We start from the raw sequence: 21,286 nt of genomic DNA on the forward strand, positions 1-21,286 counted from the left end.
GCACAAATCAACAGAATGCCAAAATCAATATTAAGCTTTAACATAATCTAAATCTAAAAAAGCCCTTTCGGCTGAAAGGACTGATTGACATTGTTATTAATATGTTGGGTAGCCATATGGATAGTACCCTGTTGGATATGGCGTTGGTACTGGATATGGTGCTGGGTACGGATAGGGATATCCACCATAGCCTGGAGATGCCCACGCTCCTGCTGCCAATCCCCCAACTAAACCTCCCACAAACGGAGCTCCACCATATCCTCCATAACCATATCCATGATAGTGACCATGATGCCCGCCATGATGTCCGCCATGGTGCCCGCCATGGTGCCCGCCATGGTGCCCGCCATGATGCCCGCCATGGTGCCCGCCATGATGCCCCCCATGATGACCTCCGTGGTGGCCTCCATGATGCCCACCGTGATGTCCGCCGTGATGCCCACCGAACCTACTTACATCCATCTTATTATTCATCCCCTTGCGAAAATCTTTCCTATTACTGTATGCAGGATAGGTGTCCAAGGGAATGGGCGCCCGCAGCATTCCTTCCTTAAATAATGGAAGGGGTGATATAATGAAAGAAATCGTTAAAGAGGTCGGTTCTATGAAAAAATCATTTCTAGTATCCTTGATTATATCTATCGTACTATTTCTAATATTGTCTCCTGTCCTATTTCAATTAATGGTTTATCTTCACCCAGTTGGTCTAGGTGTTATTTTATTCTGTTTGGTATTGGCAGTCTTCTTCATAGTCTTATTAATTCGCAAACAAACCTTACATCTTCCCTATTCAAAAATTCGTATTCTATTAGTACTTTACTCTATTGCTTTATTCATTTTGCTATTCTTTCGACCCAATGACCAAATCTATCAATCTATAAACCTTGTCCCCTTTTCCACCATTAGCTTTTATTTATCTGGTGAGGCGAACGGATTGGTTTCTTTTTATAATTTGGCAGCAAATATAGCCTTGTTCATTCCATTTGGAATTTTTCTGAAAATGAAACAACGCAGTATTTTTCAATTAGTTTATATTCCTATTCTTTTCATTTCCTTGTTAGAGTTGCTTCAATATTTTACTTTAAGAGGCAGCCTGGATATTGATGATTTTATCTTAAATTTACTAGGATTTTTTATTGGTTATCTTGAATATCCTCTTTTTTCAAAGATTTTTAAAATCTAAAAATAAAGAAAAATAAGGACCCCCCTGAAGGTGAATCCTTTACACTAATTTTAAACAAAGACGAGCAGTAACCATAGGTATAAACTTAGGAGTGTGAAGACTAATGTTGGCGGAATGACAATAATGGTAACTTTAATATACTCCAACCAGGATATTTTAATATTATTCTTCTTGAGGATATCCATCCATAGTAATGTTGCCAGGGTCCCTATAGGCAGGATTAAGGAACCGATATCACTCCCAATAATGTTAGCCAAGTAGACGGTCTGGGTTAATAATGGTTTTAATCCCATTTCAGTTAATGCCAGTGTCGAAACCATTAAGGCAGGATGGTTGTTAAAAATATTGGATAAGAAGGCTGTTATGATTCCCATGGTTACACTGGCGTGAAGTAAACTGCCATTAACAATGGAACTTAGTTGGTCCACCATCAGGGTCGTTAATCCAATATTGTGTAATCCATATATTAGAATATACATGCTGAAAGCGAAAATTAAGATATGCCAAGGAATTTTGGTTAAAACGTCTTTTGGATTTTTCTTTAAATGAATCCATCTCCAAATTAATAAAATGATTGAACCAAGAACAGCAACCAATGAAACAGAAATATTCAAAAATGAGGCGACAAATAGGCTGATCCTAACGATAAATACAAAGATGAGCATTTGGACCATTAGTTTCTTTTGTTTTTCAAACATATCCTCGTTTTTTCTTTGTAGTGGATGAAAGCGGTTGTTATTTAACAATGGCAAGGTGAAGGAATGGAGTCGGATTTCTTTAGGGATGTCCTTCCTGAAAACGAGGAGGAGCAGATAAGCCAAAAATAGTAGTCCTATGGTAGCTGGAACAAACATCATGGCTGTTTGTAGATAGAGATCCATACCGATAATTTTCAGTGCAATTAAATTGACAATATTACTTACTCCTATTGGTGCACTCGAAGCAGTTGCAATTAAGGCACCGCTTAATAAATAGGGAATCTTTTCGCGGTTCTTTAAACCGATATTTTTAAAAATTAAGATGAGTATTGGTGTGGTAATGAGAATACTGCCATCATTGTTAAAGAACATTGTCATCAAAAAACATAGTAATAATGTATACCAGAACAAACGAATTCCGGACCCTTTTGATACTTTTAACATTAGTGCTGCCGTCCATCTAAAGAAGCCGAAACTTTCCAGTACAATGGCCATAACGATGGTTGCGATAATCGTTACCGCCGCTCCTGTTACTTTCGAGCTTATATCCAACAAATCAGTTAGCGAAACGCTGCCGCTTAACATTACGATGAATGCCCCAATCGTTGCTGGAATCGCTTCATTCATATTTTTCGGACGGATAAATATCATTACCATAGTTAGAAAAAAAGCAAATATGGTAATGATCACCGTCGTTGGATGATACATATAATTTATTTCTCTCCTTTCAACCATCTAAAATTTCATTCTAAAAATTCTCCTTTTTTCTGTCTTCTCTTGTCCTTTGCTTTATCATACGTAGTTCCTTAGGGGCTTGAACTAAACGAATATCTTGAATTTATGTAAATCAGCAGGTATCTAGAAATTTTCTTGAAATAATGGTTGGATTAACGCCTACACTTTTAGTAGCTAAACCAGTGCCTAGAGGGTGCCTATATAGGCAACTATCTTACGGATTTTGTGGCAACCACAAAAAACCGGTACTCCGTTAGTACCGGTTTGAGATTTATTATTTTTTTCCTTTTGAGCCCTTGCTGCCGTGTGAGCCTTTACTGCCTTTAGATCCTTTGCTTCCGCCAGAACCCTTATTTCCCTTGGCCCCTTTGGAACCTTTGCTACCGTGTGAGCCTTTATTGCCTTTGGAACCTTTGCTTCCGCCAGAACCCTTACTGCCCTTGGACCCTTTTGAGCCATGCGATCCTTTACTGCCTTTGGAACCATTGGAGCCGTGTGAGCCTTTGCTGCCTTTGGAACCTTTGCTTCCGCCAGAACCCTTATTGCCCTTGGACCCTTTTGAGCCTTGCGATCCTTTCCCTCCTTTGGGACCTTTGCTACCGTGCGATCCTTTACTGCCTTTGGAACCATTGGAGCCATGTGAGCCTTTACTACCTTTGGAACCATTGGAGCCATGTGAGCCTTTACTGCCTTTGGAACCTTTGTTTCCATTAGAGCCCTTACTACCCTTAGATCCTTTTTTACCACCATAACCATAACCGCCATTAGAACCCTTACTTCCACCAGAACCATGAGAGCCTTTTGAACCCTTACTTCCGCCCGAACCATGAGAACCTCTGGAACCCTTACTTCCGCTAGAACCATGAGAGCCTTTGGAACCTTTGCTTCCGCCAGAGCCATGAGTGCCTTTGGAACCTTTGCTTCCGCCAGAGCCATGAGAACCCTTAGAACCTTTGCTTCCACCTGAACCATGTCTGCCTTTTCTACCCTTTGGTCCTTTTCGCCCCTTAGGTCCTTTAGGACCTTTGCTGCCACGAGATCCACTGGAACCACTGGATCCTTTGCTGCCTTTACTTCCGCCAGAGTTTTTACCGCCATAACCATAACCGCCGTTAGATCCTTTGTTTGAACCCCTAGAACCTTTGCTTCCGCCAGAGCCGCGTGAACCCCTAGAACCTTTGCTACCGCCAGAACCCTGCGATCCTTTAGATCCTCTACTTCCATCAGATCCGCGTTTGCCTTTTCTTCCTTTTGGACCCTTTGGACCTTTTCGGCCTTTAGGACCTTTTCGAGACCCACCCGAACCCCGTGAACCCTTGGACCCTCTAGTTCCATCAGATCCCTTGCTTCCTTTACTGCCGCAAGACCCATGACTACCGCTTGACCCTTTACTTCCCCTACTTCCTTCTGACCCGCTGCTGCCTTTACTTCCACTAGAATCCGTACCATCACAGAAACATTTTTTGTCTTGCTTCTCATCTGGATTGTTATTTAGAAATAAAACGACGCCATTATCCTTCGCTTTTGACAGCATCTGATTCATGTCCTTCTTCATCTGGGTTTTCCACCACTTTCCATAAAAATAGTATTTTCACTCTAATTTATGGTAATAAAGCGGTACTTGATATAGACAAACATATATTTTTAAAATTCATTTCACAAATATTTAAGTGTCCACATTTGTCCTATATCAAAATAGTGGATGTTTGTACTGCACATTCAAACGGGAAGCTGCATACTATCTAGAAAAAATGTATGTATAGGAGTATTTACGTGTTAAAATACGAAATTTTCATTAATCCAAAATGGCTTCAGAAAATGGAAGATGATATTTGGGAGAATGAGCATTTCCCTGCAGTCTTAAAAATTGACGATAATCGATACAAGATCGGAATCACTTATCGGGGAAATGTGATTAGAAAGAAGAAGAAAAAGTCCTATAATATTATTTTTCAAAACCCTTATTTCGTCGAAGCTGCTCACGAAATTCATCTAAATGCAGAATACGATGACATTTCACTGAGCCGCAATAAGCTCTCTCTTGATTTTTTCGATCGTATTGGTGTAATTTCTCCACACTCTAAGCACGTACTTCTTTATATAAATGGTTTTTGTAAAGGAATATATTTAGAGCTGGAATCGTTTGATCAACATCTTTTGAAAAAAAGAAATCTTCCAGTTGGACCCATCATATATGCCACCAATTATTTTGCAAACTTTTCCTTACTCTCGCCTGAGAACGAACTAAAAACCAGTTTAGATGAAGGATACACGATAAAATATGGAGAACCAAATGATCTATCTTTGTTAGAGGACTTCATTGAAATGATCAACACCTTTCCTAATGAGGAGTTTGAAAAGGAAGTTGGTAAAATCCTAGATATTGAGAAATACCTAAGATGGCTTGCTGGTGTTGTTTGTACTCAGAACTTTGATGGCTTTATCCATAACTATGCTCTTTACCTAAATACCAAAAACAACCTGTTTGAAATAACCCCTTGGGACTATGATGGGACCTGGGGAAGAGACCTTCATGGAAGAACGCTAGAACACGATTTTGTTCCCCTTAGTGGCTATAATACATTGACGGGCAGGATTCTCCATATTTACCCATATCGATCTAAATACAAGGAAATCATGTCTTCCATTTTAGAAAATCACTTTAATGTGGGAACATTGGAACCGATAATTAAAGACCAATTTCAAACATTAAAGCCGTTTATTAGGACAGATCCCTATATAAATATGGATGAGGAATATTTTGATAAAGAAATAGATGTCATTCTGAAGTTTATTATAAATAGAAATGGTTATTTAAAAAAAGAACTGGCATTTTTATGACCCTTTTAACACGGTATATGAACTCCATATACCTTTTTTTTGCCTATTTTTTCAAAAAGCTAAGAAAAAAGGCTCGTCGTTTAGTACAACATCACACCGTGACACATATAAATGCAGTGTAAAAGTTTATTTATTTAAAGGAGGATATATATTGTGAATAACGACATGTGGAAGTCTTTAGTGGGGAAGACGATCAAGGTTGACAGAGGTGGACCAGAATCAAGAATTGGGAAATTAATGGCTGTTCTTGACGATCACCTGGTAGTGTTAACAAAGGATGACGGGGTGATTTATTACAATACTCACCATGTCAAAAGTGTAACTGAAAATTCAAAGGACACGATGGATATCGGGATTGAGGTCCCTGAAAACTTTGAATTTAAAAGCGCAGCTAACTTCCAAGGTCTTTTAGAAAGCCTAAAATTCCAATGGGTAAGAATTAACCGTGGAGGTCCAGAAAAATTAGAGGGTGTAATTAGTGAAATCAACAAGGACTTCTTATCGTTAATTAGTAAAGAAGAAGTTGTTCGTGTATCTATGTGGCATATCCGAAATATTAGCTATGGTTTGAAAATCGAAAGTGAAAACAAAGAAGAAAGTAAAGATCAAGGTTCTGAGCAAAACACTATGTCTCAAACAGAAAAGCAAGTAGTGAGACAAAGAGTTGTCCGTGCAGAAAATTCTCAAGTAAGACAATGACAAATAGAACTCTTGTCGCTTCTCTAAAGAGAAGCGACAAATTTACCCTAAGGAGGAAGTTTGAATGGGATCAGATAATTTTTCATCAACTGTAGATTTACTAAAAGGCTTTTATGTGAATCTATACGTTGGTGAAGAAATTATAAAAGGAAAATTAATGGGCGTAGAAACCGATCATATTATCATTGAAGATGAAAATCAATACGTCTATTACTATAGCATTGACAAAATTCAGGCGATAACAAAAAATACGAAACAGTATAAAGGTGAAGACATCACCACTGAATTTATGCAAACTCAAAGTTTAGCGGACTTATTAAGCTCATTAAAGAATTCATGGGTATCTATACTGTGCTTAAATAAGCAATCATTTACCGGCGTTTTAAGTATCGTCGATGCTGACTTCGTTACCTTGATTAATGGCGAAGACCGCATTTTAATCAAAATCTCGCACATTTCAAATATATTAAAAGGCTATCGGAAAGAAGAAAAACAAGAAGAAAACAAAAATGAAACGGAATCAGCTGTTTCCGAAAGTAACACAGAAGATACAAATGACAATTATGTGGAAACTCAAGTTTTCGTGAAACAGGAGTCGAATCTTCAGCAGCCCGTAGTAGCGAATATAATAGAAAATGATGCAGTTGTCTCTCCAAAAGTAAGTGTGAATCAACCGGAAACGGAAAAAAGGGTTTGGACTGAACCTGTTAAAAACTCATTACCAGTCGCAAAGATTAGCAATGACATAAAAATAGTTAAAGAAGAAAAAAAGCAAAATGCACACAATGAGAGCATTCCTCAAAATGTAAGGCAAAACAGCCACATCGAAAGTAAATGGTCAAAAACTGAATTACCTCAAACGCATCAAGAGGAAGTTAAAAAACAAAAATCAGAAGTGGTCATTCAAAACATCGTTAAGCACGATAAAGAAAGTATCCAAAAACCAACTAGTTCCAAGGTTGATAAAAGAGTCCAAGTAAAACAGCCTGTACGCGAGCAAAAGAAATCTGAACCTGAAACGAAAAATGAAGGAACGGCGAAATCTCCACAGGAGTTAATTAATAAAGTGAAACAAGTAAAAGAAACGATTGATACGAATCCTCTAATGAAAATAGAAAAGACAAAAAGAAACCAAGTAGAAAGTAAAAAAGAGGATAAAAAACCGAAGGCACAAGAAGTTGGGGCATCTCGTTTTTCTGGTGAACCAGCAACGCGTGATTTTGACCGCAGGTCCATCTTCTCTGGTTGGCCAAATCGGAATCAATCACAAAAACGTATTTAATCACTCCCCTAACTTATGGCAGCAAATGATTATCCGTAAACCAAAATTCCTTATTCCTGTGCCGAATATTACCCATCATAAATTTTACAATAAAGAGCAGGGCATCTATCCTAGTAGATTCCAATTATGCGGCCCTCTCTTATTGTAGAATCATTTTACTAGAAAGGATGTGATAAAATGAAAATAAAAGACCATATTGGTACCTATATTAAACTAGAAATCTCCGGAAATAAGCCTATAAGCGGAATCTTAATCGACATCGGCAGTGACTTGTGGGTTATTTACAATGGTTATGATTATTTATACATCCCTACCGTTCATATTCAAAATTGGAAGTTTCCGAAAGAAGAAGAAATTGATGAAATCATTACTCTATCAGATGACCAATCACCTATATTTAACCCTAATGAGGAAATTTCATTGCGAAAAACCCTCACGGCAGCAAAGGGCATTTTCACAGAAATATATGTTACGAGTAAACAAGCCATTCACGGTTATATTATCAGCATCATGAACAATTATTTTGTTTTTTACTCTCCTATTTATAAAACGATGTTTATCTCCCTCAACCATTTAAAATGGTTAATTCCGTATACAAATAACCAGCGTCCCTATGGTTTAAGCAACGCGAATTTGCCAGTTAATCCATCTAACATAACATTCGCACGTTCATTTGAAGTCCAGATTGAAAAATTAGTTGGAACATTAATTGTATTTAATATTGGAGAAAATGAGAATGTTATGGGGAAAATCATGGGAATAAAAAATAATTTCATTGAATTGATCACGGCTAAAGGAAACCCGGTCTTTTTAAATCTTCAACATATCAAAACCGTCCATATGACGTAAATAATAAGATCAGTGCTCCACATTACTACCTACAGAGTGTCTACGACACTCTTTATTTGTTCGTAGTACTACACTAGAAATGCATGATAACTTACATAAAGGCTCACCTTCGATGCATACATTTTTAATAATACCATTATGACCATCAGGAGGATTACATGGATATCTATGTGAGGCAAGGCGATTCTTTATGGTATTTCAGCCAACTGTATGGAATAAATCTTCAGCTGATAGTCGATTCTAATCGTGATATTCAACCAAACCAGCTTGCAGCAGGACAGCGGATTCGTATTCCCGGTTTTGTTGCCCAGAGTTATCAGATTAGACGTGGTGATTCTTTTTGGGGGATTGCCCAAAGGCGTAATCTTTCACTTGATGCATTGCTGCTTGCTAACCCTAATGTAAATCCGAATCGATTGTCTATAGGGCAAACCATCAGGGTTCCACTTAGGATAACCTGGAGGCTGGTACAAGGAAAGCAGCATTATGATTTTAGCAGAATGATGAATGATATCGCTCGTTTGCAAAATGTTTACCCATTTCTCCGTGTAACAAACGCTGGAAATTCAGTACTTGGCAATCGGATTCCTGAAGTTCTTATTGGCAATGGCGGAAAAAGAGTTCATTATAATGCTTCTTTTCATGCAAATGAATGGATCACGACTCCAATCTTAATGACGTTTTTGAATGATTACTGTTTATCGCTTACGAATGGAAGCTCCATCCGTGGTCTATCTACTTCACCTCTATACCAACAAACGCTGCTCTCTCTTGTGCCAATGGTTAATCCTGATGGTGTTAGTCTAGTCATGAATGGTCCTCCTGAAAATGAAACATGGAGAAATAGAGTGATAGAACTTAATCGTGGCAGTACTGATTTTTCAGGCTGGAAAGCCAATATTAGAGGTGTTGATCTAAATGACCAGTTCCCTGCCCGTTGGGAATTAGAGAAAGCTAGGAATCCTACCCAACCTGGACCGCGGGATTATGTAGGTGAACACCCTTTATCGGAGCCTGAAGCCATTGCGATGGCTGATTTGACGAGAAGACGCGATTTTGCACGAGTATTGGCCTTCCATACCCAGGGTGAAGTCATTTACTGGGGATTCGAAAACCTTGAACCGCCAGAATCCGAAATTCTAGTTAACGAGTTTGCCAGAGTCAGTGGGTACCAGCCTGTTAAAACCATTGAGAGTTATGCTGGATATAAGGATTGGTTCATACAAGATTGGCGTCGGCCAGGATTTACCGTCGAGCTTGGCAGAGGAACAAACCCCCTCCCTCTGACCCAATTTGACGAAATTTATGAGGAGACACTTGGAATCTTTTTGGCTGGATTATATATGTAATGAAGGATGGCCTATTTCTTATTTGAAATGGGTCTTCTTTTTTGAAAATGTTTTGGGAAATTGTGGGTAGAATTTTGTTATCCGAGAGTAATTCCGATTATCCGCCAGTATTTCTGGCTATCCGCCAGTATTTCTGGCTATCCGCCAGTATTTCTAGCTATCCGCCAGTATTTCTAGCTATCCGCCAGTATTTCTGGCTATCCGCCAGTATTTCTGGCCATCCGCCAGTATTTCTGGCTATCCGCCAGTAATTCCGGCCATCCGCCAGTATTTCTGGCTATCCGCCAGTATTTCTGGCTATCCGCCAGTATTTCTGGCTATCCGCCAGTAATAACGATAGCAATACTGAGGTTAAAGAAAATTTTGTTTTTAATTAAGCGATATTTTGAGATTTTTAATATAATATTATAAAAAGAATGTGTAAAAAGAAAAAGGTGAAGCATGGAAAGTATCATATTATTTGACGGGGTATGTAACCTTTGTAATAGCGGAGTACAATTCATAATCAAAAGAGATTTGAAGTGTCATTTTAAGTTCGCTTCTCTCCAAAGTGAAACGGGACAGATGCTTTTAAACAAATACAGGGTTAATAATAAGATTGACAGTATTATCGTCATTGAAAATGAAAAAGTTTATATAAAATCTAGTGCAGCACTACATATTGCTCGGTACCTTGATGGATACTGGAGATACTTAACAATCTTGAAGGTCCTCCCTCCTTTTTTTAGAGATTTCCTATATGACATTTTGGCGAAAAATCGTTACAAATGGTTTGGAAAAAAGGATTCCTGTATGCTGCCTACCTTGGAAATGAAAAAGAGGTTTTTAGAGTAAAAAAAATTTGCAAGTATGGACATGTACACTACATGCCTGTACAAAGATGTACATATATTATAGTAACCCATGATACAATACCTCCTTTAGAAAGTGGCCCCACCACTTTCTTTTTTTTTGCATTCAAAAAAGCACTCAAAAAAGTGCTTTTGCTAATTGTTATGATTTTTGATAATTCAATTCCCAAATAATCCCGAAGGAATCCTGGACCCTTCCATATTTCGCACCCCAAAAAGTATCCTCTAGCTCCATAAGCTGCTTGCCGCCCTTAGAAAGAGCATCGTATAGATTTTGAATTTCTTCATCACTCTCAGGCTCAAGCGTGAGCGAAATGTTAGACCCCACAACGACCGACTGACCTGGGAAGGTGTCCGAAAACATAATCGAAATGCCACCTTTTTTTAGCTGCGCATGCATGATTCGATCATCTGCTTCAGGTGGAGTTGGGTAATCTGCTTCACCAAATGTTTGAACTCCTGTAATTTCCGCACCTAATGCTTCCTTATAAAACTCCAATGCTTGTTTCGCATTCCCGTTAAAAGATAAATATGGCGTAATTTGACCCTTCATAATAAACACTCTCCTAAAATTTTAAATAAGCACCAATATATTAGTTTTTCACAAAATAGAGTTTTTAATCATAATACAAAAAAATACCTTTGAACAGATGTCAAAGGCAAAAGATGAGCTTAGTGGTCAAGGCTAAGCCCCAGTTTTAGGAGGTCTAAACTCAGAAGAATTTAAACAAGTAAAGCATAACATTTTTTGAAATTTCTTTCAATAGTTTAAAGCGTTAAAGCTAAAAAGTTATGAACTTGTAATAATAGCTCCTATAATAAGTAAATCATTACTTACTCTTCTATAAAATTTTAAAAAAATAATTAGTTGACAGTCTTGTATATACAAGTTAATATGAAAACGTAATCAAAATACTTGTATATACATGTTTAAAGTTAAGGTGAAAACGTACACATGAACCTGTAAATACAAGGTAATAATTAAATATATATAGAATTGGAGACTTCCAATTCCTACAGGGGGAAGAAATAATGACGAAGTTCACTGAGTCAGCGAAGGAACTGCTCGAACACGTTGGAGGTAAGGAAAACATTGCGGCCGTTACCCATTGTGTAACGAGAATGCGCTTTGTTTTAAATGATCCAAGCAAAGCAGATGTAACAAAAATTGAAGCTATTAAACCTGTAAAAGGTACTTTTACCCAAGCAGGACAATTCCAGGTAATCATTGGAAATGATGTTTCTACCTTCTACAATGATTTTGTTAAAGTAGCCGGAGTAAGTGAAACAACAAAAGATGAAGCAAAAGTTGCGGCAAAGCAAAATATGAACTGGCTGCAGCGAATGATTGCCCATCTAGCGGACATTTTCACACCATTAATTCCTGCCCTTGTTGTGGGTGGTTTAATACTAGGATTTAGAAATGTTATTGGCGATATTAAATTGCTTGAAGATGGGACGAAGACCATTGTTGAAGTTTCACAATTCTGGGCTGGTGTCCATGCATTTTTATGGCTGATTGGCGAAGCGGTATTCCACTTCCTTCCAGTTGGAATTACTTGGTCCATTGCTAGAAAGATGGGTGCTACACCTATCCTTGGTATCGTTCTTGGTATTACCTTGGTTTCTCCACAATTGCTTAATGCCTATGGCGTTGCTGGTGCAGAAGAAATTCCAACTTGGGATTTCGGTTTTGCTCAAATTGAAATGATTGGTTATCAAGCTCAAGTTATCCCTGCTATTTTAGCCGGATTTGTACTTTCTTTCTTAGAATTAAGACTTAGAAAAATTGTTCCGAATTCAATCTCAATGATTGTTGTTCCTTTCTTAGCATTAATTCCAACTGTATTGATTGCACATATCGTTTTAGGTCCTATCGGTTGGACAATCGGTTCTTGGATTTCTGATGTTGTGTATTCAAGCTTAACGTCTGCATTTGGCTGGTTATTTGCTGCTATTTTCGGCTTTGCTTATGCACCGCTTGTTATCACTGGCTTACACCATATGACAAATGCGATTGACCTTCAATTAATGTCAGAGCTTGGCGGAACAAACCTATGGCCAATGATTGCATTATCAAATATTGCTCAAGGTTCAGCTGTACTTGCAATGATCTATATCAATCGTAAAAATGAAGAAGAAAAGCAAGTCTCCATTCCTGCAGCTATCTCTTGTTACCTAGGTGTTACAGAGCCGGCTATGTTCGGTATAAACTTAAAATACGGCTTCCCTTTCCTTGCAGCTATGATTGGCTCTCTCGTAGCAGCAGTTATTTCTGTAGGTAGTGATGTAATGGCTAACTCAATCGGTGTTGGCGGTCTTCCTGGATTCCTATCTATCCAGCCACAGCACATGATGATGTTTGCAATTGCTATGTTAGTCGCAATTGTGGTTCCATTTATTTTAACAATCATCTTTGCGAAAACAGGTATGAACAAATTTTCTTTTAAAAAGTAATACTCCAATTTAGGAGGGAGACCATCTCCCTCCTTTTCCATATTAGCGTCTCAAAAAATATAGGCAGGTGTGTATCATGTTAACATCATGGTGGAAAAAAGCAGTAGTATATCAAATTTATCCGAAAAGCTTTAATGATACTTCCGGTAATGGTACCGGCGATATCCAAGGAATCATCGAAAAGCTCGACTATTTAAAGGAGTTAGGTGTAGATGTTCTTTGGCTTACTCCGATTTATAAATCCCCCCAGCGTGATAATGGTTATGATATAAGCGACTATTACAACATTCAAGAAGAATATGGCACGATGGCTGACTTTGACAAGCTTCTTGCTGAAGCACATAAGCGCGGAATCAAAATCATTATGGATATTGTCATCAACCATACATCCACTGAACATGAGTGGTTCAAGCAAGCAAAATCCTCAAAAGACAATCCATACCGTGATTTTTATATTTGGAAGGATGCTAAAGACAGCCTCCCTCCTACCAATTGGGAATCAAAATTTGGCGGGTCAGCCTGGCAATGGGATGAAACTACTGGCCAGTACTACCTCCATTTATTCGACGTTACCCAGGTAGATTTAAACTGGGAAAACCCAAAAGTTCGTGAGTCATTATATGAAATGATGCATTTTTGGCTAAAAAAAGGTGTTGATGGCTTCAGATTGGATGTTATTAATTTAATCTCTAAGGACCAACAGTTCCCTCAAGATGACAGTGATGGACGTAAATTTTATACCGACGGACCAAGAATTCATGAGTTCCTCCATGAGATGAATGAAAAAGTATTTTCAAAATATGACATTATGACAGTTGGCGAAATGTCATCTACATCCATCGATAATTGCATTCGGTATACAAAACCAAGTGAAGAAGAGCTTAATATGACGTTCAGCTTTCATCATTTAAAAGTGGATTATCCTAAAGGGGACAAATGGACGAAAGCGGAATTTGACTTCCGAGCGTTGAAAAATATTCTGTCAGAATGGCAAGTTGAAATGAATGAAGGCGGCGGTTGGAATGCCCTCTTCTGGTGCAACCATGATCAGCCTCGTGCGGTCTCAAGGTTTGGCGATGATCAACAGTACCACAAAGAATCAGCTAAAATGCTTGCGACGACTCTACATATGATGCAAGGAACTCCTTATATCTACCAAGGGGAAGAATTCGGGATGACCAATCCGAAGTTCGACCAGATTGAAGAATACCGAGATGTGGAGTCACTTAATATCTTTGAAATTAAGAAAAATGAGGGGATGACGGAAAACGAAATTATCGAGATTTTAAAGCAAAAATCACGGGATAATTCTCGTACTCCAGTCCAATGGAATAAGTGTGAACATGCTGGCTTTACTACCGGCACTCCGTGGATTCATACTGCGGCAAATTATAAGGAAATTAATGCTGAAAATGCAATAAAGGATTCAACTTCTATTTTTTATCATTATCAAGAACTCATTCGCTTACGAAAAGAGTATGATGTCATCACGAACGGTGATTATGAAATGATTTCTGAGGATCATAAATCTATTTTTGCTTTTGTTCGAAAAATGGAAAATGAGATGCTCTTAGTTATAAATAATTTTTATGGAAAAGACACAACTTATGCGCTCCCAGTGAAGTTAGACATTGATGGTTTGTCAAAAACTGTGTTACTCTCAAATTATGAGGACTCTGCTCCACTCGATAAAGAAATACAATTACGACCATACGAGTCCATTGTTTATCACTTGAAAAAATAATAGGAGATTTTTATGACAAATAAGTACCAAATCATCTTTAATACGATTGTGGATCAAATTAAAAGCGGGGAAATCCCGCCGAACTCCCTTCTCCCCTCTGAAAATGAACTGAAGGAACAGTACGATACATCTAGAGAAACGATTAGGAAAGCGTTAAACCTCCTTGCTCAAAATGGTTATATCCAAAAGGTCAGGGGAAAAGGTTCGATTGTCATTGATATTAATAAGTTTGATTTTCCGGTTTCAGGCCTGGTGAGCTTTAAGGAACTCGCAGACAAAATGGAAAAAAAGCCACGAACGATTGTCAATGAATTATCATTAATTATCAAGCCTGACGCCTATCTGAAGCAGCAGCTTCAGCTTTCCGGTAAAGATCAAGTATGGAAGGTTGTTCGTACGCGGGAAATTGGCGGCAAGAAAATCATTCTTGATAAAGATTATCTAGCGGTTAAATTTGTTCCATCTATTACAGAGGAAATTTGTGCGGATTCTATTTATGCCTACTTGGAGAATGAACTAAATTTGAAGATTAGTTTTGCAAAAAAGGAAATTGTCGTAGAAGAACCAACTGCGGAAGATCGTACGTTTTTAGACCTCGATGGTTTTCATAATATTGTCGTCATCAAAAACTATGTATATTTAGAGGATGCCAGCCTTTTTCAATTTACGGAATCCCGGCATCGCCCAGATAAATTCAGATTTGTTGACTTTGCCCGCAGAACACACTAAAAAACCTCAAAGCAATTTGAGGTTTTTCCTCATTGTTTATTTCTTAATACAGACACAGCAAAGAGATCTTTATAAAAATGTTCTACTCTCTCTATCTTCAAACCCTGATTTGTAAATTCCCTTAATGTCTCTCTATCCAAGCAACAGCCATCACAAACTTTTTTCCAAAAAGGCGTTAAGCTTTCCTGCATTTTACTAAGCGCAACATTTTCCATTTTTACATGTTCGAACAGGAGGACTTTCCCATTTGGTTTACATACTCTTTTTAACTCATTAATAGCCTTTTCAACATTTGGGATTGTACAAAATACCAATGTTGCCACTACGGTATCAAATGTACAATCTTCAAAGGGCAGATTCTCCGCGCTTGCTTTAACGATTTCTATCGGAACTACAGCTGCTTTCTTTTTTATTAAGGATCGGTCAATCATAGGCTGACTTGGTTCGATGGCGATAACTTTATCAACATTGTGATACAGTGGAAAATTAATTCCAGTCCCTGAACCAAGTTCAAGCACCTTCCCACTCGCACCTTTTAGTAACTCACTCCGAATCCTCTTAAACTTTCTTTGTTCCAAGGGTCTCATAAAAAAATCATACCATTTTGCAAATTTACTACTCAAAATTTTCAACTCCAAATATATAATCCTATTTACCTAAATCTAGTATTAATAATGATAAAAATTAATCATCATTTGAATGAAATAAATGGCATTTAAGGTAAAGTAGCCTAAATTGCACCCAAAATTTTGTTATTCTAAGAAAATAATCCAATCCAATTCTACCCTTTTAACATATTTTAATAAAAAATATGGACGAGGTGTTGAAATGAAAGATCTCCAAACTGTTATATCTATTTTCGGAAGTGCTGGAGGTGTGGCAAAATCTGTTCTTTCCATTTTAAATCAATCTGTACGGAATGATAAAGATCCGATTCATCAAATCATAATTAATAGTACCATTCACTTAATAGATTATAAACAAAAGGAAGCTTTGTACTATCAAAACTTATTTCCGAATTTAACACACAAGATGGTCTACCACCAGTTTAATCTAAAGGATAAAAAAAAGTTGATGAACCACTTAACTAGTACTAATACGAGCATTGTTATTGATGTTTCATGGGCTGATACTGTTGAAATGCTGCAATGCTGTGATGCGCTTGGTATCAAATATGTTAATTCTGCTTTGGAAAATACCTATATCGATGATAATGAAGAACAATTTGCAGGTTTCCCACTCATCGAACGATTACATTATTTTGAAAAATATAAAGACACCTTTAAGAATATTACAGCTATTGTTTGCTCGGGAATGAATCCGGGAGTGGTGCAATGGATGGCGTTCAAACTGATGAATCAATATTCGAATGAAAAACCACTTGGCTGTTACATCGTCGAGCATGATACCTCTTTTTTCAAGGATAAGGCACAGGCAAAAAAAGATGTAATTTATACTACTTGGTCTCCAGAATGCTTCCTAGATGAAGCCATTTTATGTTACCCCATGTTCATGAAGAATCGTACTCCGCTTTTTCTATATGAAGATGTCTACAATATAGAATTTCAAGTAACTTTAGGGAATAAGCAATTTTTCGGTTGTTTAATGCCACATGAAGAAGTCTATACGCTGGGTAAATTATATGATATGGAAAGCGCTTTTTTGTACAAGGTGAATGACCATACCACAAAAATTATACGGAGCCATTTGGATGACACAGATGTTTTGTGGGACTTTGAAATGAAAGTTCTTGACCCCCTTGAGGCTCCGCTTGATGGTAAGGACCTCGTTGGTGTATTGATGGTTTATCAGGACAAAGAGCGTTATATTTATAATGTTTTGGAAAATGAAAGAATCTTTGCTCAATATAAAACAAACGCTACCTACTTCCAGGTTGCTTGCGGTATTTATGCTGCCCTATCCGTCCTTCTGCTCGATCAAATTCCTAAAGGCGTTTACTACGTGGACGAGCTATTACTAAAAACAAACAATCGTTATGGGCAATACTTGACCTGCTATATGAAGGATTTTGTAGTTGGTGAAAATAAGAAAACCGATGGACTTCTTTTAAACCGAATGAGAGAATTTCGAGATTAAAAGCTTGGAGAAAATTCTCCAAGCTTTTCCTTAGTTAACCAATTATAATTAATACAGGAAGAATATCTATGAGAGGAGAATGATTTTGGAAAATATTATTAAGGAGTTTCTTTGTGTTCCAACCACTTGTATATCAGATGCCATGGATGGGTTGAATAATTTTCATCCAGCTATTAAACCACTTAAGGAAGAGTACAAGGTTGCCGGTAGAGCTTTCACCGTAAAGATTCCTGTTGGTGAAAATCTCTCGGTCCTAGAAGCTATTTCTAAGGCAAAACCTGGTGATATTTTAGTTGTGGATGCAAAGGGTGACCAATATAGAGCGATTGCTGGAGATTTTGTTGTGGGTATGGCACAAACATTGGGTATTGGCGGTTTAGTAGTGGATGGTGTAATACGTGATATCGTAGGAGTTAAAGCGCTTAATTACCCTGTCTTCTCGAGGGGTACTACAGTTGCTGCAAGTAGTAAAGCTGGCGTTGGTGAAGTGAATGTACCGATTTCATGTGGTGGTGTTCCAGTAAATCCTGGGGACATCATTATAGGAGATGCAGATGGAGTGGTTGTGATTCCTCAAGCAAGGGAACAAGAGATTTTGGCTAATTCCATAGAGAAAATGAAAAAAGACGAAATTAGAGAAGAAAGTATTTCCGGAAATCCTGAAGGTATACGGAAACATCTAGATCAATTACTCTCAAAATAAGAATTACTTTTTAATTACCCTAAATAGCTTACCAAACCAGTGGATAAATTTCCCCACCCATCGAATAACACCGTGAAAGAGTACTTCAACAATGAAACTAATAATTATATCAAATAAAATGTGCATACAGGAATCCCATCCTATAAAGTTTCTTACAGACTATTCTGCACATTATTCCTTTCTTTATGTTAAAAAGGTATTGGTTCTGTTACAAACCAATACCTTTACTTGTAATCTATTTCATTTTTGATCCCATAAATAGTCTACTACTGCTTGATATTCATCTTGTGATAAAGAACCAGGAGCACTTTTCGGCATATTCTTTCCGACAAATGCTAGGAGATCTTCTTTTGTTTTAAAGTCAGTATGAATTTTTGCTCCATCAATCTTTGCTTGCCCTCCAGTGATATCACCAGAACTGTGACACGTGATGCAGCTCTTTTGAAATACCTCATTCCCTGCTAGAGATGTTGATGCTGGGTCCTCTGCAGTATCAGAGCCCTCGTTTCCGCTTGAATCTGCACTGCCAGCTGTTTCTTCCGTTGCTGGTTCCTCATTTGTTGTCTTGTCATCATTACCACAAGCAGCCAATAGCGCTAGTAATAAAATAAAAAATACAAAACCCAAAAACTTCTTCAAGCTAACACCTCAATTCAATTTTTTATAGAATTACCCATAATAGTGGAGTCAAAAAGCCTATGTAGTGCAACATTCATATAATGGGCAAAACCTACCTTCATCATATTTTCAGAAATTCCCTTTTATAACTATGATATTGGAATATGGGATTAAAAAAGAAGCTTGATTTCTCAAGCCCCCTTCTCCTTCGTAATTCTTTAATTAACAAACCGTTCACTTTTCCCCTTCGAATTCCAATAATCATTGCGGAGGTGAATCTTCTGGATTTTTCCTGAAGCTGTTTTGGGCAGCTCCTTAACAATGGTTACTCCTGTTACTGCTTTAAAATGAGCTAATTTTTCCCTTGAGAACAGGATAATCTCCTCTTCACTAACAATCTCATTTTCTCTTAAAACCACGTATGCATGTGGTGTTTCTCCCCATTTCTCGTGTGGGATTGCGATAACCGCTGCCTCAAGAATTGCAGGATGCTCATATAGAGACCCCTCTACTTCAATGGATGATATGTTTTCCCCGCCGCTAATAATAATATCCTTTTTCCTATCGACAATATCGATATGACCATATTCATCAACTGTTCCCATATCACCAGTATGCAGCCATCCGTTTCTGATTGCCTCCATCGTAGCTTCTGGATTTTTCCAATAACCTAACATGACACCATGACCTCGTGTTACAACCTCACCAATCTGCGTTCCATCTTGGGTGACTTCATCTCCATTCTCATCGACAACTCTTACATCACTGCCAATCATTGGGACTCCTGCTTTCGCCTTAATTTTAGACTTCTCCTCTGACGGTAAGTGTGAAAGCTGGGTTCGAATAGTAGAAATTAAGCTCAACGGGCTAGACTCCGTCATTCCGTATACTTGGATAAATTCCCAGCCTAGTTCCTTTTCCACACGGGTAATAAACGCTGGCGGTGGTGCAGAACCCGCAATGACAACGCGTACATCTTGTTCTATCGTTGGTCTAGTTTTCTCATAATATTGTAAAAGTGAATTTAATACCGTTGGCGCCATATGCAGTACAGACACTTTAAAGGATTCAATTGCCTTAAAAATGGCTTCAGGTGTGGCTCTTTTTAAACAAATATGGGTAGCACCATTGGCAGTATAATAAAAAGGTGAACCCCAGCCATTTACATGGAACATCGGAAGAACATGCAGATAAACATCTTTATCACTAACACGCAAATGGTGCATCGTGCTCAGAGCATGCAAATAATTGTTTCGGTGCGTCAGCATGACGCCTTTTGGATTTCCGGTTGTACCACTTGTATAAAGCAAGCTGCAAACATCATCTTCATCTAAATCAGCCCGCTTAATGGATGCACCGGAATATCCTGCTAACCAGCTATCGTAATCTACCTCTGAAGTTTCCTTATTTTTATACTGAACGATGATATGTTCAACTGTGGTTAGCTTATCCTTGATTGGGGTGATTAAATGATAGAGGTCCTGATCAACCAAAAGTATCTTTGACTTACTATGATTTAAGATAAATAAGTAATCTTCAGGAATCAGCCTTATATTTAATGGAACCATGATCGCACCAAGCTGAAATACCCCATAAAATCCTTCCAGCATTTCAACCGTATTCGGTGCCAAATAGGCTACACGGTCCCCTTTTTCAACACCTAATTCTCTTAAACCACGTGAAAGCTGATTCACTCTTGCATTCAATTCCTTGTACGTAAATACCCGTTCATCACAATATACCGCTGTCTTTTCTCCATATTGAGCGGCCGCTCGATCTAGGAAATGAGTTAGTACTAATGGTACGTTCATTCTCTTCACCCCAATTTAGTAATTTGAATTTTCCAACTAATACTATTCTATCATATTATATTTTGAAAAAAATGCCATAAATAGTAACTTTTTTAAAAATAATGTAGAGAGTTAATCGTACTATTTCCCTTTGAAGGCTAATAAATTAGAATATACGTTCGATGAGGAGGAGAGGCTCTTGGGTAAACAGAATGATTCCTTCATAACAGATGAAATGTTGGTTAAATATTATGAGCTTAGTAAAAAGAAAAAGGAAATCGAGTTGGAAATGAATGAACTAAAAGACACTTTTCATGATTACTTTAATAAACTAGTCGGTCCTAATAATAAAGCCGAAGTTACGATAAATGGCTATAAGCTGCAGCGGCAAATGAGGAAAATTGAAAAATATAATGAAGAAGTAACGGTAAAAAGGTTAGAGGAATTACAAATGACCGACCTCGTTCAAGTGGTAAAGAAACCGGATGATGCCAAAATTAAATCTGCACTTCAACTAGGGTTGTTAGATGAAAAGAATCTAGAGGGCTGTATTGTCACCTCCTATTCCCCTGCCATTTCAGTCAAAACATTAACTCCGAGATAATAAGAAAGGCCATTAGCCATTTACTATGGTTAATGGCCTTTCTGATTGGAAAAGTTG

General features: G+C 37.9%; 21 protein-coding genes. 14 read left to right on the top strand and 7 right to left on the bottom strand.

The window, feature by feature from the left end:
- Positions 1–96: 96 nt before the first annotated feature.
- Positions 97–462: a hypothetical protein gene (locus CHI06_RS03100; protein WP_095246963.1), complete on the bottom strand. Its 366-nt coding sequence runs from the start codon at positions 460–462 to the stop codon at positions 97–99.
- A 112-nt stretch (positions 463–574) separates the two neighbouring features.
- Here CHI06_RS03100 and CHI06_RS03105 point away from each other — a divergent pair, with 112 nt between their 5' ends.
- Entirely contained in the window at positions 575–1,183 is a 609-nt protein-coding gene (locus CHI06_RS03105) for a VanZ family protein (protein ID WP_179292523.1), read from the top strand.
- 50 nt (positions 1,184–1,233) lie between these two features.
- Here the strand turns inward: CHI06_RS03105 and CHI06_RS03110 are convergent, their stop codons facing one another.
- Entirely contained in the window at positions 1,234–2,589 is a 1,356-nt protein-coding gene (locus CHI06_RS03110) for an arsenic transporter (RefSeq protein WP_095246965.1), read from the bottom strand.
- A gap of 213 nt (positions 2,590–2,802) precedes the next feature.
- Positions 2,803–4,065, bottom strand: coding sequence for a hypothetical protein (locus CHI06_RS03115; RefSeq protein ID WP_218833085.1), 1,263 nt, complete (start codon positions 4,063–4,065; stop codon positions 2,803–2,805).
- 324 nt (positions 4,066–4,389) lie between these two features.
- On the opposite strand from CHI06_RS03115, the gene CHI06_RS03120 reads away from it, so the two are divergent.
- From CHI06_RS03120 to CHI06_RS03145, 7 genes are all read left to right on the top strand, one after another.
- The gene (locus CHI06_RS03120) at positions 4,390–5,457 is read left to right on the top strand and encodes a CotH kinase family protein (RefSeq protein WP_257009149.1); all 1,068 of its coding nucleotides are present in this window, start codon (positions 4,390–4,392) and stop codon (positions 5,455–5,457) included.
- Positions 5,458–5,610: 153 nt separating this feature from the next.
- On the top strand, positions 5,611–6,156 hold the full coding sequence (locus CHI06_RS03125) for a hypothetical protein (protein ID WP_095246968.1): 546 nt from the start codon (positions 5,611–5,613) through the stop codon (positions 6,154–6,156).
- 64 nt (positions 6,157–6,220) lie between these two features.
- The gene (locus CHI06_RS03130; protein ID WP_095246969.1) at positions 6,221–7,438 is read left to right on the top strand and encodes a hypothetical protein; all 1,218 of its coding nucleotides are present in this window, start codon (positions 6,221–6,223) and stop codon (positions 7,436–7,438) included.
- A gap of 177 nt (positions 7,439–7,615) precedes the next feature.
- Positions 7,616–8,287, top strand: coding sequence for a DUF2642 domain-containing protein (locus CHI06_RS03135; protein ID WP_095246970.1), 672 nt, complete (start codon positions 7,616–7,618; stop codon positions 8,285–8,287).
- Between the two features lie 158 nt (positions 8,288–8,445).
- Positions 8,446–9,636 (top strand): M14 family metallopeptidase, encoded by a 1,191-nt coding sequence (locus tag CHI06_RS03140; RefSeq protein WP_095246971.1) that lies wholly within the window; start codon positions 8,446–8,448, stop codon positions 9,634–9,636.
- Between the two features lie 41 nt (positions 9,637–9,677).
- A complete protein-coding gene (locus tag CHI06_RS29625) occupies positions 9,678–9,887 on the top strand; it encodes a hypothetical protein (protein WP_179292524.1) in 210 nt (69 codons plus the stop codon).
- Positions 9,888–10,077: 190 nt separating this feature from the next.
- Complete coding sequence (locus CHI06_RS03145) at positions 10,078–10,470, top strand: thiol-disulfide oxidoreductase DCC family protein (RefSeq protein ID WP_095246972.1); 393 nt, start codon at positions 10,078–10,080, stop codon at positions 10,468–10,470.
- Positions 10,471–10,629: 159 nt separating this feature from the next.
- On the opposite strand, the gene CHI06_RS03150 is transcribed toward CHI06_RS03145, so the two are convergent.
- Positions 10,630–11,040: a VOC family protein gene (locus tag CHI06_RS03150; protein ID WP_095246973.1), complete on the bottom strand. Its 411-nt coding sequence runs from the start codon at positions 11,038–11,040 to the stop codon at positions 10,630–10,632.
- A 479-nt stretch (positions 11,041–11,519) separates the two neighbouring features.
- Between CHI06_RS03150 and treP the strand changes: the two genes are divergently transcribed.
- From treP to treR, 3 genes are all read left to right on the top strand, one after another.
- The gene (gene treP, locus CHI06_RS03155) at positions 11,520–12,944 is read left to right on the top strand and encodes a PTS system trehalose-specific EIIBC component (RefSeq protein WP_095246974.1); all 1,425 of its coding nucleotides are present in this window, start codon (positions 11,520–11,522) and stop codon (positions 12,942–12,944) included.
- A 76-nt stretch (positions 12,945–13,020) separates the two neighbouring features.
- A complete protein-coding gene (treC, locus tag CHI06_RS03160; RefSeq protein WP_095246975.1) occupies positions 13,021–14,688 on the top strand; it encodes an alpha,alpha-phosphotrehalase in 1,668 nt (555 codons plus the stop codon).
- A 12-nt stretch (positions 14,689–14,700) separates the two neighbouring features.
- On the top strand, positions 14,701–15,417 hold the full coding sequence (gene treR, locus CHI06_RS03165; RefSeq protein ID WP_095246976.1) for a trehalose operon repressor: 717 nt from the start codon (positions 14,701–14,703) through the stop codon (positions 15,415–15,417).
- Positions 15,418–15,446: 29 nt separating this feature from the next.
- On the opposite strand, the gene CHI06_RS03170 is transcribed toward treR, so the two are convergent.
- Entirely contained in the window at positions 15,447–16,040 is a 594-nt protein-coding gene (locus CHI06_RS03170) for a class I SAM-dependent methyltransferase (protein ID WP_095246977.1), read from the bottom strand.
- 205 nt (positions 16,041–16,245) lie between these two features.
- On the opposite strand from CHI06_RS03170, the gene CHI06_RS03175 reads away from it, so the two are divergent.
- Both CHI06_RS03175 and CHI06_RS03180 read left to right on the top strand, forming a co-directional pair.
- Positions 16,246–17,514: an S-adenosylmethionine decarboxylase related protein gene (locus CHI06_RS03175; protein ID WP_095246978.1), complete on the top strand. Its 1,269-nt coding sequence runs from the start codon at positions 16,246–16,248 to the stop codon at positions 17,512–17,514.
- Between the two features lie 79 nt (positions 17,515–17,593).
- Positions 17,594–18,217 carry an RraA family protein gene (locus tag CHI06_RS03180; protein ID WP_373558128.1) on the top strand — a complete coding sequence of 208 codons (624 nt, stop codon included), beginning with the start codon at positions 17,594–17,596 and terminating at the stop codon, positions 18,215–18,217.
- 240 nt (positions 18,218–18,457) lie between these two features.
- Here the strand turns inward: CHI06_RS03180 and CHI06_RS03185 are convergent, their stop codons facing one another.
- Positions 18,458–18,856, bottom strand: a complete 399-nt coding sequence (locus CHI06_RS03185; protein WP_095246980.1) for a c-type cytochrome — start codon at positions 18,854–18,856, stop codon at positions 18,458–18,460.
- Positions 18,857–19,053: 197 nt separating this feature from the next.
- Entirely contained in the window at positions 19,054–20,646 is a 1,593-nt protein-coding gene (locus CHI06_RS03190) for a long-chain-fatty-acid--CoA ligase (protein WP_095246981.1), read from the bottom strand.
- Positions 20,647–20,824: 178 nt separating this feature from the next.
- Here CHI06_RS03190 and CHI06_RS03195 point away from each other — a divergent pair, with 178 nt between their 5' ends.
- Complete coding sequence (locus CHI06_RS03195; RefSeq protein WP_257009150.1) at positions 20,825–21,229, top strand: hypothetical protein; 405 nt, start codon at positions 20,825–20,827, stop codon at positions 21,227–21,229.
- Positions 21,230–21,286 lie beyond the last annotated feature (57 nt).

The organism is Bacillus sp. 7884-1, assembly GCF_002272245.1.
Taxonomy (GTDB): domain Bacteria; phylum Bacillota; class Bacilli; order Bacillales; family Cytobacillaceae; genus Neobacillus.